General features: G+C 68.6%; 14 protein-coding genes. 10 read left to right on the top strand and 4 right to left on the bottom strand.

Annotated features, from left to right (window positions below):
• Positions 1–67: 67 nt before the first annotated feature.
• The 9 genes from CUR96_RS13515 to CUR96_RS13555 all read left to right on the top strand — a co-directional run bounded on the left by CUR96_RS13515 (position 68) and on the right by CUR96_RS13555 (position 6,983).
• Positions 68–379 carry an ArsR/SmtB family transcription factor gene (locus CUR96_RS13515; RefSeq protein ID WP_102193798.1) on the top strand — a complete coding sequence of 104 codons (312 nt, stop codon included), beginning with the start codon at positions 68–70 and terminating at the stop codon, positions 377–379.
• Between the two features lie 149 nt (positions 380–528).
• Positions 529–999 (top strand): SRPBCC domain-containing protein, encoded by a 471-nt coding sequence (locus CUR96_RS13520; protein WP_245861264.1) that lies wholly within the window; start codon positions 529–531, stop codon positions 997–999.
• Positions 996–1,313: an ArsR/SmtB family transcription factor gene (locus CUR96_RS13525; RefSeq protein ID WP_245861266.1), complete on the top strand. Its 318-nt coding sequence runs from the start codon at positions 996–998 to the stop codon at positions 1,311–1,313. The genes CUR96_RS13520 and CUR96_RS13525 overlap by 4 nt, the downstream gene beginning before the upstream one ends.
• 211 nt (positions 1,314–1,524) lie before the next feature.
• Positions 1,525–2,265: a DUF2520 domain-containing protein gene (locus CUR96_RS13530; RefSeq protein ID WP_102193800.1), complete on the top strand. Its 741-nt coding sequence runs from the start codon at positions 1,525–1,527 to the stop codon at positions 2,263–2,265.
• Positions 2,262–3,113: a pantoate--beta-alanine ligase gene (panC, locus tag CUR96_RS13535; protein ID WP_102193801.1), complete on the top strand. Its 852-nt coding sequence runs from the start codon at positions 2,262–2,264 to the stop codon at positions 3,111–3,113. Before CUR96_RS13530 ends, panC begins: the two co-directional genes overlap by 4 nt.
• A complete protein-coding gene (gene panD, locus CUR96_RS13540; protein WP_102193802.1) occupies positions 3,113–3,499 on the top strand; it encodes an aspartate 1-decarboxylase in 387 nt (128 codons plus the stop codon). The genes panC and panD overlap by 1 nt, the downstream gene beginning before the upstream one ends.
• Complete coding sequence (panB, locus tag CUR96_RS13545) at positions 3,496–4,365, top strand: 3-methyl-2-oxobutanoate hydroxymethyltransferase (RefSeq protein WP_102193803.1); 870 nt, start codon at positions 3,496–3,498, stop codon at positions 4,363–4,365. The genes panD and panB overlap by 4 nt, the downstream gene beginning before the upstream one ends.
• A 200-nt stretch (positions 4,366–4,565) precedes the next feature.
• The gene (locus tag CUR96_RS13550) at positions 4,566–5,150 is read left to right on the top strand and encodes a PadR family transcriptional regulator (RefSeq protein ID WP_102193804.1); all 585 of its coding nucleotides are present in this window, start codon (positions 4,566–4,568) and stop codon (positions 5,148–5,150) included.
• Between the two features lie 126 nt (positions 5,151–5,276).
• The gene (locus CUR96_RS13555; protein WP_102194022.1) at positions 5,277–6,983 is read left to right on the top strand and encodes an ABC1 kinase family protein; all 1,707 of its coding nucleotides are present in this window, start codon (positions 5,277–5,279) and stop codon (positions 6,981–6,983) included.
• A gap of 21 nt (positions 6,984–7,004) precedes the next feature.
• Here the strand turns inward: CUR96_RS13555 and CUR96_RS13560 are convergent, their stop codons facing one another.
• Positions 7,005–7,301, bottom strand: coding sequence for a DUF503 domain-containing protein (locus tag CUR96_RS13560; protein WP_102193805.1), 297 nt, complete (start codon positions 7,299–7,301; stop codon positions 7,005–7,007).
• Between the two features lie 141 nt (positions 7,302–7,442).
• Between CUR96_RS13560 and CUR96_RS13565 the strand changes: the two genes are divergently transcribed.
• Complete coding sequence (locus CUR96_RS13565; RefSeq protein ID WP_245861268.1) at positions 7,443–9,245, top strand: histidine phosphatase family protein; 1,803 nt, start codon at positions 7,443–7,445, stop codon at positions 9,243–9,245.
• A 63-nt stretch (positions 9,246–9,308) separates the two neighbouring features.
• Here the strand turns inward: CUR96_RS13565 and CUR96_RS13570 are convergent, their stop codons facing one another.
• The 3 genes from CUR96_RS13570 to CUR96_RS13580 all read right to left on the bottom strand — a co-directional run bounded on the left by CUR96_RS13570 (position 9,309) and on the right by CUR96_RS13580 (position 11,933).
• The gene (locus CUR96_RS13570) at positions 9,309–10,127 is read right to left on the bottom strand and encodes a M57 family metalloprotease (RefSeq protein WP_102193806.1); all 819 of its coding nucleotides are present in this window, start codon (positions 10,125–10,127) and stop codon (positions 9,309–9,311) included.
• Between the two features lie 230 nt (positions 10,128–10,357).
• A complete protein-coding gene (locus CUR96_RS13575) occupies positions 10,358–11,404 on the bottom strand; it encodes a BtrH N-terminal domain-containing protein (RefSeq protein ID WP_219721993.1) in 1,047 nt (348 codons plus the stop codon).
• A gap of 4 nt (positions 11,405–11,408) precedes the next feature.
• The gene (locus CUR96_RS13580; RefSeq protein ID WP_102193808.1) at positions 11,409–11,933 is read right to left on the bottom strand and encodes a PadR family transcriptional regulator; all 525 of its coding nucleotides are present in this window, start codon (positions 11,931–11,933) and stop codon (positions 11,409–11,411) included.
• Between the last annotated feature and the right edge of the window lie 46 nt (positions 11,934–11,979).

An 11,979-nucleotide genomic window follows, 5' to 3' on the forward strand; every position in this document is an offset into this window, starting at 1 on the left:
GGTTCGAGAATCATCGAACCATTGGAGCGTACTCGCCCTGCGCGAATTGTTCAACTATTCTCGAACCATGCCTGGTGCCGTCGACCTTCCTCATCCCGATCGATCCGCGATTCAGCTCACCGATGTGCTCTTCGCGCTGAGCGACCCCGAGCGTCTCGCCATCGCGCGTCAACTCGCCGCCGGCCCGCTCGACATGGCCGCCTGCCACGCCACCGACCCGAACCTGCCCAAATCGACGAAGTCGCACTTCATGAAGGTGCTTCGCGAGGCCGGTGTCATCCGCAACGAACCCAACGGTCGCCGACGCATGCTGACCCTCCGCCGTGACGACCTCGACGCGCTGTTCCCGGGATTGCTCGATTCGGTGCTCGGGGCGTGACCCCGGGTCTTCACGGCGGCGGAGGTCCGCTCTTTTCTGCAATTCAAGGGTTGCATTAGAGCGAGAGTCATGCAACTCTGGAGTTGCAGGTGGTCGATCGACCGCCGAACACTCGCACGCAACACTCGAAAGGACCCATCATGGTGAACATGACTGACAACGAGGCATCCGTCGTCGACGAGAGCACCTTCTCGGTGCGCCGAACGATCCGCATCGCCGCTTCCCTCGACAAGGTGTGGCAGGCCGTGACCGAGCCGGAGTACATCTCCCGCTGGTTCGGCCAGACCGTGCTCGACGGAGCCGGCGTCGGCGCCACCGGCACGATGACCTTCCCGGACTACGGCTCGATTCCGCTGCGGGTCGAGGCGCGCGACGAGCCGAACCTCATCGCGTACCGCTGGGGCAACGACGACGCGCTCGGCGGCCCGACCGCCGATCTCGAGGGCGGCTCGACCGTCTTCACCTTCACGCTCGAGGAGGTCGCCGGCGGCACGCAGCTCACCGTCTTCGAGACCGGCTTCGACAACACGTCCGACCCGATCGCGAACCTCGAGAGCCACCGCACCGGATGGGACGAAGAGCTCGACAAGCTCGTGGCCCTGCTCGAGGGCGCCTCGTGACCGCAGGCACGCTGGTTCCGGTGTTCGCGGCACTCGGCGACGAGACCCGGTGGAGCATCCTGGCAGCACTCGGCGAGGGGGATGCCTCGGCATCCGCCCTCGCCGGGCGCCTGCCCGTCACGCGCCAGGCCATCGCGAAGCACCTGGCCGTGCTGCAGGAGGTCGGCCTGGTCGAGCCCGTCCGGGTCGGCCGGGAGGTGCGATTCCGCGTGATCGGCGCCGAACTCAGCGCCACGGCCACGAAGCTCGATGCGATCGGCCGCGATTGGGATCGCCGTCTCGCCGCGATCAAGGACATCGCCGAAGGGCTGTAGGGCGTCCCGGGGACCCGTCCGGGCCTCTGGGTGGCGGTGGGTGCCGATTCGCGCGCGGATCAATTCGATAAGCCAAACTCCGCTAGGTTCGCCAAATTGACAATATATACGGCGCGTCAGCGTTACGTTCTGATCTCCGATTTGGAACGGATGCCGTTCCAGGCGGATACTTCTGGCATCCGCGCCGCCCGTCCCCGGCCCGGATTCCGCCATGAATCCTGCTTCTCCTCTCGCGCCAGACGCGACCATCGCCGTCATCGGCGCCGGCCGTCTCGGCACCGTGCTCGCGCGGGCGCTGAGCGCTGCGGAATTCGACGTGCGCGGACCGTTCGGACGCGGGGACGAGGTTCCGGAGAGCGACATCGCATTGCTCTGCGTGCCTGATGCGTCCATCCCCGGCGCGGCTGCGGCCGTCCGCCCGCACGCGCGTCTGATCGGCCACGTCTCCGGCGCCACCGGCCTCGAAGACGTCGACTTCGGCATCCACCCGCTGCAGACGTTTACCGGAGCGGAGCCACCCGCGGTGTTCCACGGCATCGGCGCGGCGATCGCCGGCCGTACGACCGATGTTCGCGACCTGGCCGGTGATCTCGCGCGGGCCCTAGGCGCCCACCCCTTCGAGATCGACGACGCCGACCGTGCGGCCTATCACGCGGCGGCATCCTTCGCCTCGAACTTCGTGCTCACGGTGCTCGACGCAGCCGAGCGGCTCGCGCTCGCTGCCGGAGTCAGCTCGGCCGAGGCTCGCGCGCTCCTCGCTCCACTCGCGCGTCGGACCGTCGACAACTGGACGGCGACCGGCGCCGCCGAAGCTCTCACCGGTCCGATCGTTCGCGGCGACGAGGTCACGGTCGCGCGTCAGCGCGAAGCGGCATCCGACCTCGATCTGCAGGAACTCTTCGACGCCCTCGCCGCTGCCACCCGCTCGATCGTCCGGAAGGCCGACGCATGAGAATCATCCGCACGATCGCCGAGGTCCGCGACGTCGTCCGCGAGGCGAAGCACCGCGGCACGAGCGTCGGCCTGGTCCCGACCATGGGGGCGCTCCACGAGGGCCACCTCTCGCTGGTGCGCCGCGCCCGGGAGCAAAACGACCTCGTCGTCGTCTCGCTCTTCGTGAACCCGACGCAGTTCGGGGCGAACGAGGACCTCGGTGCCTACCCGCGCGACGAAGCACGCGATGCCTGCCTGGCCGAAGCCGAAGGCGTCGACATCCTCTTCGCGCCGCCGGTCGACGAGATCTATCCCGACGGCTTCGCCACCACGATCCACGTCGCGGGCGTCACCGAGGTGCTCGACGGCGCCAGCCGCGGAACACATCATTTCGACGGCGTCGCCACGGTCGTCACGAAGCTGTTCGGCATCGTCCGCCCCGACGTCGCCTACTTCGGGCAGAAGGATGCCCAGCAGGTGCTCGTCGTGCGCCGCGTCGTGCGCGACCTCGATCTCGACGTGCGCATCGAGGCGTGCCCGATCGTGCGGGAGGCCGACGGTCTCGCGATGAGCTCGCGCAACGTCTACCTCGACGTGGCGGCCCGCGAGCAGGCGACGGCGCTCAACCGGGCGCTGGACGCGGCATCCGCTCGGCACCGCGCGGGGGAGCGCGAGGGCGAGCAGATTCTGGAAGCCGCCCGCGCCGTGCTCGACGACGCCGGCATCCACCCCGACTACCTCGAACTGCGCGACGCCGAGACCCTGGCACCAGTCGCCCGCGTAGAAGGCGACGCCCTGCTCGCCGTCGCCGCTCGCGTCGGCGCCGCACGCCTCATCGACAACCACATCCTGAGAGGGGACGCCTGATGCGTCGCGTCATGCTGAAGTCGAAGATCCACCGCGCCACCATCACCGGAAGCGACCTCGACTACGTCGGCTCGATCACGATCGACCCCGATCTGCTCGAGGCCGCCGACATCCTCCCGCACGAACAGGTGCACGTGGTCGACGTGAACAACGGCGCACGCTTCGTGACGTACACGCTGGTCGGCGAGCGCGGCTCCGGTGTCATCCAGGTGAACGGCGCGGCCGCCCGCCTCGTCCACACCGGCGACACGATCATCGTCATCTCCTATGCCGACTACTCCCGCGAGGACCTCGAGGAGTACGAGCCCGCCGTCGTGCACGTCGACCGTGCGAACCGGATCGTGCGAGTCGACGCCGCCGTCGGCGAACTGGTGACCGCGCCATGAGCGCCCACGCCGCACCGCACAAGCGCATCACGCTCGGCGACCTCGCCGCGAAGAAGGCCGCAGGCGAGCCGATCGTCATGGTCACCGCCTACGACTACCCGAGCGCCCAGATCGTCGAGGCCGCCGGCGTCGACGTCGTGCTCGTCGGCGACTCGGCCGCGATGACTGTGCTCGGCTACGAGAGCACCGTGCCGGTCACCGTCGACGAGATGATCATGCTCACCGCCGCCGTGCGCCGCGGGCTGCAGAAGCCGCTGCTCATCGCCGACCTGCCGTTCGGGTCGTACGAGGCCTCCGACGCGATCGCCGTCGCGACCGCGCAGCGCTTCGTCAAGGAGACCGGCTGCGACCTCGTCAAGATCGAGCGCGGTGGCACATCCGTCGACCGCGCCCGAGCGCTCGTGAACGCCGGCATCCCCGTCGTCGGGCACATCGGCCTCACCCCGCAGACCGCGACCTCGCTCGGCGGCTACCGGGCGCAGGGCCGCACGGCCGAGGCGGCACTCGCCCTGATCGACGATGCCCTCGCCCTGCAGGCCGCCGGATGCTCGCTGCTCGTCGTCGAGGCGGTGCCGTCGGAGGTCACCGCGGCTCTCATGCCGCTGATCGACATCCCCGTCATCGGGATCGGAGCCGGAGCGGATGCCGACGGCCAGGTGCTCGTGTTCCACGACCTGCTCGGCATCTACGGTGGCCCGACCGCTCGCTTCGTCAAGCGCTACGCCGACCTGCGCACCGCCGCGATCGCCGGTGTGGAGGCATACGCCGACGAGGTGCGGGGCGAGGAGTACCCGGCCCCGGAGCACGGGTACGGGATGCCGGCGGAGGAGACTGTTCGCCTGCGGGAGCTGATCGCGGGGCGGTAGTCCGAAGCATCCGCCCCGCCGGGCGCTTGCCTCGGCCGTGTGCGCTTGCCTCGGCCGTGCTTCCGGAATCCGGCCGACGTAGCTGTACTTGGCCGAGGCTGGCGTACAGCGGCGGGAGCAACCTCCAAGATTCAGAGCGCATCTCCAGGCTGAACGATATATCGTTGAGTATCGTTCGCCCATCTATCGAGGAGGTCATCATGAACGGTGCATTCCCGGCCGGAGGTTTCGGCGGTTCTGGATTCGGAGCAGGTGGCGGCCCCGCCTCCGCTCTCTTTGACGCCATGGACCAATTGCGAAAGACGTTCGACCCGCGCCCCGGCGGCGGCTCGCGCATGGCCCGCGGCGACGTGCGCACCGCCGTGCTCACCCTCCTCGCGGAGAAGCCGATGCACGGCTACCAGATCATCAACGAGATCGCGGAGCGCAGCGGCGGATCGTGGAAGCCCAGCGCTGGCTCGGTCTACCCGACGCTGCAGCTGCTCGCCGACGAAGGCCTCATCGAGGCCGAGGAGCAGAGCGGTCGCAAGACCTACTCGCTCACCGAGGCCGGCCGCGCCGTCGCCGACGAATCGAGTGACACCCCGGCCCCCTGGGTGGCTTCCGCGGAGAAGGACGGCGGACGCGACAGCGCCCGCTTCAGCGCGCTGCCGAAGGCCGGCGTTGATCTCGCCGCGGCCGCCGCACAGGTCGGTCGCAGTGGCAGCCCGGAGCAGGTGCAGCAGGCCATCGAGGTGCTCGACGAGGCCCGCCGTAGGCTGTACTCGATCCTCGCTCAGGACTGATCACAGATGCCGGGGTCAGGTTCCAGCGTTGAGGAACGGCGACCGGAAGGCGGGGCGATGACGGATGCTGCAGGCACGCCCCACCGGGCGGACGATCGCATCGATCCTCCGCGTTCGATTCCCGGCATGCCGGTCACTCGCCGCCCAGCGGCGGACCCGCTGCCGACGGCATCCGTCCATCGCGCTCGCTACCGCCGCATCCTGTCGTTCGCGGCACGCGAGTTCATCAAGATCTGGTGGTTCGAACTCGTCCTGCCGCGCTTCGGGCTGACCTCGATCTCCGAGCGCACCCGCCCGGCGCGGATGCAGCGGTTCGCCCGCCGCTTCCACAGTCTTGCCGTCGGACTCGGCGGCCTGATGATCAAGGTCGGGCAGTTCATGTCATCACGGCTCGACGTCCTGCCGCCGGAGATCACCGCCGAGCTCGAGGGTCTGCAGGACGAGGTGCCCGCCGTGCCGTTCGCCGCGATCCGGCAGCTCGCCGAGGCCGAACTCGGCGTGCCGCTGGAACGCGCATACTCCTGGTTCGACGAGGTGCCGCTGGCTGCGGCATCCCTCGGGCAGGTGCACCGCGCCCGCCTGTCCGCGCTCGACACCGCCGACACCGGACTCGAGGACGTCGTCGTGAAGGTGCAGCGCCCGGGCATCGACGAGATCGTCGCGGTCGACCTCGCCGCGCTCCGCCGGGTCGCCGGCTGGCTGCGCCGCGTACGCGTCGTGTCGGACCGGGTCGACGCCCCCGCCCTCGTCGAGGAATTCGCGCAGACGAGCCTCGAGGAGATCGACTACCTCCACGAGGCGGCGAACGCGGAGCGTTTCGGTGAGAACTTCGCCGAGGATCCGCGGGTCGACACCCCGCAGCTGGTCTGGGAACGGATCACCCGCCGCGTGCTCACGCTGTCCGACGTCACCGCGATCAAGATCAACGACAAGACCGCGCTGCGCGCCGCCGGCATCGACCCCTCCGAGGTGGCTGACGTGTTCGCCGAGGTCATGTTCGACCAGGTGTTCACCCACGGTTTCGTGCACGCCGACCCGCACCCCGGCAACATCTTCGTGACGCCGCTGCCCGATTCGCCGACCCGCTGGCGGCTCACGTTCGTGGACTTCGGCATGATGACCGAGGTCTCATCGAACCTGCGCGACGGGCTGCGCACGCTCCTCATCGCGGTCGCCGGCCGCGACAGCAGGGGACTCGTCGCAGCTGCCCGCGAACTCGGCGTGCTGCTGCCCTCGGCCGACACCGCTGAACTCGAGCGCGCGCTCACCGCCCTGTTCGCGCGATTCGGCGGCATGGGTTTCGCGGAACTGAGCAAGGTCGACCCCCGCGAGTTCCGCGACTTCGCCGACGAGTTCGGCGACGTGGTGCGCTCGCTGCCGCTGCAGCTTCCGGAGAACATGCTGCTGCTCATCCGCGCTGTGTCGCTCACTTCGGGCATGTGCAGCGGACTCGACCCCGCCTTCAACGTCTGGGACGCGGCCGAGCCCTATGCCGGCAGACTGCTCCGCGACGAGAGCGGCAACCTGCTGAAGTCGTTCGCGCAACAGGCGACGACGATCGCGGCCGTCACGTGGCGCCTTCCGCAGCGGATCGACGACGTCATCACCCGCATCGACGAGGGGACGGTGACGTTCGACACCTCCCGTCTCGAACGCCGGCTCGACTCGCTCGTACGCATCGGCCGTCGGGCCGTCGCGGCCGTGCTGTTCGCCGGGATGCTGGTGGGCGGCGCTCTGCTGCTCGCGCCCAACCCGGTGCTCGGCACCGTACTGATCGTGGCTTCCGCCGTGCCGCTGCTCTACGCGTTGTTCTCGGGGCTCGGGAAGCGCTGAGGGTTCAGACGCCGCTCGAGATCAGTCGTCGCTGGAATGCAGGCCCCGCCGCGATGACAGCAGCGTGACCTCGGGGTGCTGCTCCGCCAGCATCCGCTCGGCCCGATCCAGCACATCGCGCACGTGCACCGCATCCGCTCCGACGACCGACATCCCGATGGCTGTACGGCGGTGCAGCTCCTGTTCGCCGACTTCGGCGACCGCCGCCTCGGTGCGGCGCGACAGATCCGCGATCAGCGGGCGGATGATGCCTCGCTTCTCCTTCAGCGAGTGCACATCGCCCAGCAGCACGTCGAACTCCACCCACCCGATCCACATGCCGGAATTCTCGCACCACGTCGTGCCCGATGGGCCTGCGCCTCCGACGGTTCGTCGCCTGCGATCCATCCGCTGTTCATCCACGACCGGTATCTCTATCCCTCGGCCCGACGTCCGCGGCCCCGTCCATCGGAGATCACCGTGATTCCACAGTCCCACCCGCCGCGCTCGCGTGCGATCGCCTCTGCGGCCGTCGCGTTCGCCGTCGTCACCGCCCTTGCGTTCGCTGCTCCCGCCCAGGCCGAAGAGCAGTCATCCGATCCGACCGCCGAGGGCTTCTACAGCAGCAAGCAGCCGTACATCGCGCCGACGCCGGCCGACATCGACGCCTACCAGGCCGCACCAGCCGGGTACCTGCCGATCGCCACGGAGTCGGTCGCCCGGCACGGATCACGGGGACTGTCCGGCTACAAGTACGACGCGCTCCTGCACCTCGTCGCAGCGTCCGCACAGGCGGAGAACGGATTCCTCACCCCCGAGATCGGCGCCCAGTTCGTCGCGAATCTCGAAGCGATCACCGCGGCCAACGTCGAGAACGGCTACGGCATGCTGACCGGTCAGGGCGAGACCCAGCACCAGGGCATCGGCGCGCGCGCCTTCGATCGCAATGCGGCTCTCTTCGCGGATGCCGCCACCGGCGGCGACCGCATCGTCGCCGAGACGTCGGGCGAGGCGCGTGCGACCGAGTCGGGGGAGAACTTCCTGCTCGGCTTCGGAGACGCGGTGACGGATGCCGCGGCATCCGCACCCGCGCTCGATGTGCCGCTAGAACCACGACCCGACCTGCTCTACTTCCACAAGGTCGAGAACCCCGACGGCACCGACAAGGCCGATGGCAGCCCCGAGCGCGAGCGTGCCGAGGCGTACGAGGCCTACATCGAGGCGCAGACCGACGACGGCGGCACGATCGCCGCCGCGACGGACTACATCGAAGACCTGCCGCGATCGGTCGAGGTCGCCGAGGATCTGCTGTCGGGAATCTTCACCCCGGAGTTCATCGCGGCGATCGGCTCGGATGACGCGCACATCTGGTTCAACACCGCCGACGGCTCCGAGCACGGCGCGGTCGCGTGCGCACCGGGGGCGGACCCGGCCGTCGATCCCGACGCCTGCGGCGACCCGGAGAAGTCGATCGAGAGCACCGTCGATGCGGCGATGACCCTCTACAACCTCTACATCATCGCCGTGGACATGGAGGAGGAGAACGTCGAGCCGCACACCTTCGACTTCGACGCCTACTTCGAGGGCCACGAGGCGGATGCCGAGTGGTTCGCCTATCTCCTCGACTCGGAGGACTTCTACGAGAAGGGCCCGAGCCTCGCCGGCCACACCGAGACGTTCGCCATCGCCCAGCCGCTGCTCGACGACTTCTTCGCGACGATCGACGCCCGCATCGCCGGCGGCGACGTGGCCGCGACCTTCCGCTTCGCACATGCCGAGACGATCGTTCCCTTCGCCGCCCTGCTGCGTCTGCCCGGCTCGACGGTCGCAGCCCCCGACAGCGCCGCACCCGCATCCGCCGCCGACGTCTACGACTACACGACCAACCCGTGGCGCGGTGCCCAGGTGACGCCGATGGGTGCGAACGTGCAGTGGGACGTCGTGGCCCGCGAGGGCATCGACCCGGCGACCGGGATCGCCTTCACACCGCTCGTGCGGATGCTCTACAACGAGCGCGAGATCGCATTCGCCGAGGGCTGCCGTCCTGTCGCAGACGGTTCGCACTGGGTCAAGCTCACCGAGCTCAAGCGCTGCCTGACCGGTGCGGCGATGGCCGAGAGCCCGCTGATCGGCGACGCGACTCCGATCGACGACACCGTGCCGGGGCCGGAGCTCGCCGCGACGGGTGGCGCCGCCGATGCGTCCACCTGGGGGATCGGCGCGCTCCTGCTCGCCGCCGGTGCCGCTGCTCTGGTCGCGCGTCGGAGGGTGGCGCGGGCGTAGTCCGAGACGCATGCGGGGCCCGGTCGAGAACGACCGGGCCCCGCATCCTTGCACTGAGAGGTGTCAGCCGCCGTAGAGGGCGACGATGCCGGTGCGGTCCTCGTTCGTCATCGACAGATCGTCGGACGAGCCGTTGCACTGCGGGTAGTGCATGATCGACGACGAGTCGTACGGCGTCAGCGGACGCCAGTTGGTGTCCTCGAAGCAGGTGCCGGCTTCGGGGCGGGTGTGCTCGTGCCGGAAGCCGAGCACGTGGCCGAGCTCGTGACCGAGGATGTTCGTCGGCGTCCACGAGCCGGAGGCCCAGATCGAGTCGTCGATGAGCACGTTCTGCTGACGGTCAGCGGTGCTCGGGAAGAACGCCCGGGCGATGTACTGCGACGTCTGCACCGGCTCGACCGAGAAGACGACCGACTTGTTGCGCGTGGTGCAGTTCGCGTCGGCGCTGCTCACGTACACGAAGTCGACCGCAGAGGATGCGGACTCCCAGAGCCCCGCACCGCTGGCCATCGCACTGACGACATCGGCGTGACGTGCACCGAACTTCGTGCTGACGCAGTAGGTGAGGTTGCTCACCTGCGACGCCGACCACTTGTCGTCGATCCCGCTCACCGTGTTGACGATGAGGCCGTCGATATGCGCCTCGGGACCGATGAGAACGTCGTAGAACTCCCGCAGCTCACCCCGATTCGAGATGACCTCGTCGCCGTTGACGATGTAGCTGCCATCGATATCCCGGTAGGTCGACGCCGCGAACTCCTGGAAGGAGGGGACGTCGGAGCCGTCATCGAGAGTGGTCGCCCCGGCAGCGGGGATGACCGCGCCGATGCTGAGCACGGCTGCCGCGGTGGCGGCGAGCGCGAGTTTTCTTGTGAGTCGCATGCAGTGATCCTTTTCGATCTGAGCGATTTCTGCCCGTCTGGTCGGCGAGCAGGCCGTGGGACGTCGAGGTCGGCTTCTTTGCCTCATCGACGGGTCCAAGCTCGCTCACGGTATTGGCGGCGATTCGACGAGGTCAAGAGTCGTCGTGGTGCGCCGAGCTTTTTCTGCACTCAGGTCAGAATTCCGAGAGGAGTGGCCTGGCCGAAGGTCATACTGAGCCTCGCCGAACGTCAGGCCGTCTCCAGCGAAGCGAGCGACGTCATCGCTGCGGTCTCGATCCCTTCGATGTCTCTGAGAGCGTCGGCGGCCTCGGTCAGGAGATCCGAATCCCCCGTGCTGCCGGCGCGGGCGATCGACTCGGAGGCCTGTGTCCAGAGCAGTGCGGATTCCGCGAATCGGGCTGCGCCCTCGCCGATGACGTCGGCGTGGGATCTGCGTTCGACGATCTCCGCACTCTCGCTCAGGAAGTCGCGATACAGGTTGCGGAACAGCGCCCCACCGGTGCCCGCCCGCTCCATCAGCATCGCGATGACTGGGAGATCGCGCGCAGGGTCATCGACCCGGTCGAACCACGACGGGATGCGCTTGGCGGCCGTGAGGATGCCCTGGTTGCCGAGGTTGGCGATCGGCGGTGTGAGGAACTCCTTCGCGCAGGCGGTGATCGCCGGAACGATCGATTCGCGGATGCGCTCGGGCCGCGTCGCTGCGGCGGGCACCTCCACGGTGAAGGCGCGGTGGCGTGCGGACATCGGCCCGCGAGCTGCTCGAGCCCGTGCCAGGCTCGCAAGACTCGTCGAGACTTCCCCGCCCTGCTGGGCCGTATCGACCAGGTAGGCGGTGTCGTCGTCGTACCCGTACATGGCGACGACGTGGCCGGCGAAATGCACCCGGGATCCGAAGTACTCGAGGTCGCGGCTGTCGAGTTGCAGGCCGACGGGGATGCCGCGGTCGATCGTCGTGCGCAGCTGATCCCACGCCGTACGGGGCGACGTCGTCTCCTCCTCGCGCAACTCCACTCCCAGGCGATCGGTCAGGGCCTGGGTGAGCGCGAACGGCTTGACCCGTCCGCCGAGGAACGGCAGGGCCTGCTGTTTGGAATCCCAGTAGATGAAGGACAGCCCTGCCCCCAGGCCGAACAGCATCGGCTCGGGCAACGACAGCCCGCCGTGCGTCAGGAGAACGCCGAGCGCCGTCGTCTCGCAGTGCAATCCGCCGGCGGTGGGGATGCCGTCGATGATCGTCGCGTCGACGGGCGTGCCGCTGCTCTTTCGAGACACTGATTCATTCATCGGGCACCTGGACTCGCGTCGCGAGCCACGACCTTTCTGCCTCGAGGAGGCTCAGTGAGTACGAGAAGATTTCTCGGGCGGCGCGAGGGAGCGGAGCCTGGGAGCGTTCGGCGGCGGTGACGGTGCTGATCCGCGAGTCGATCCAGGTCAGGCGCCGCTGCAGCGCCTCGGCGTAGTCCTCGTCGGAGATCAGCGGCAGGTTGGCGAGTCCGACCAGGATGGGATGCGCGACGGTTCGCTGGTCGGTGATGAACTCGAGGGCGGCTTCTTCGGCGGCGTGCCGCCCGGCTGCGGTCGCATGGAACACCCGTCGTGACTTGCCGCCGGTCTGGGCGTCGTCGGATGCGATGAGTCCGCGCCCCTCAAGCTTGGTGAGCACGTAGTAGATCGACGAGAAGCCGATCTCGGACCAGCGCCGGATCCCTCGCTGCTCGATCACCTGCTCGAGGTCATAGCCATGCCTCGGCTGCTCCACGATGAGGCCGAGGATGGTCAGCTCGGTCGGGGTCAGACTCATGGGGTTATTCTAGCGCTGGAATAGCGGTTCTGTATGGGTATGGCGT

Source organism: Microbacterium aurantiacum, from assembly GCF_002872075.1.
GTDB classification, from domain to species: domain Bacteria; phylum Actinomycetota; class Actinomycetes; order Actinomycetales; family Microbacteriaceae; genus Microbacterium; species Microbacterium aurantiacum_A.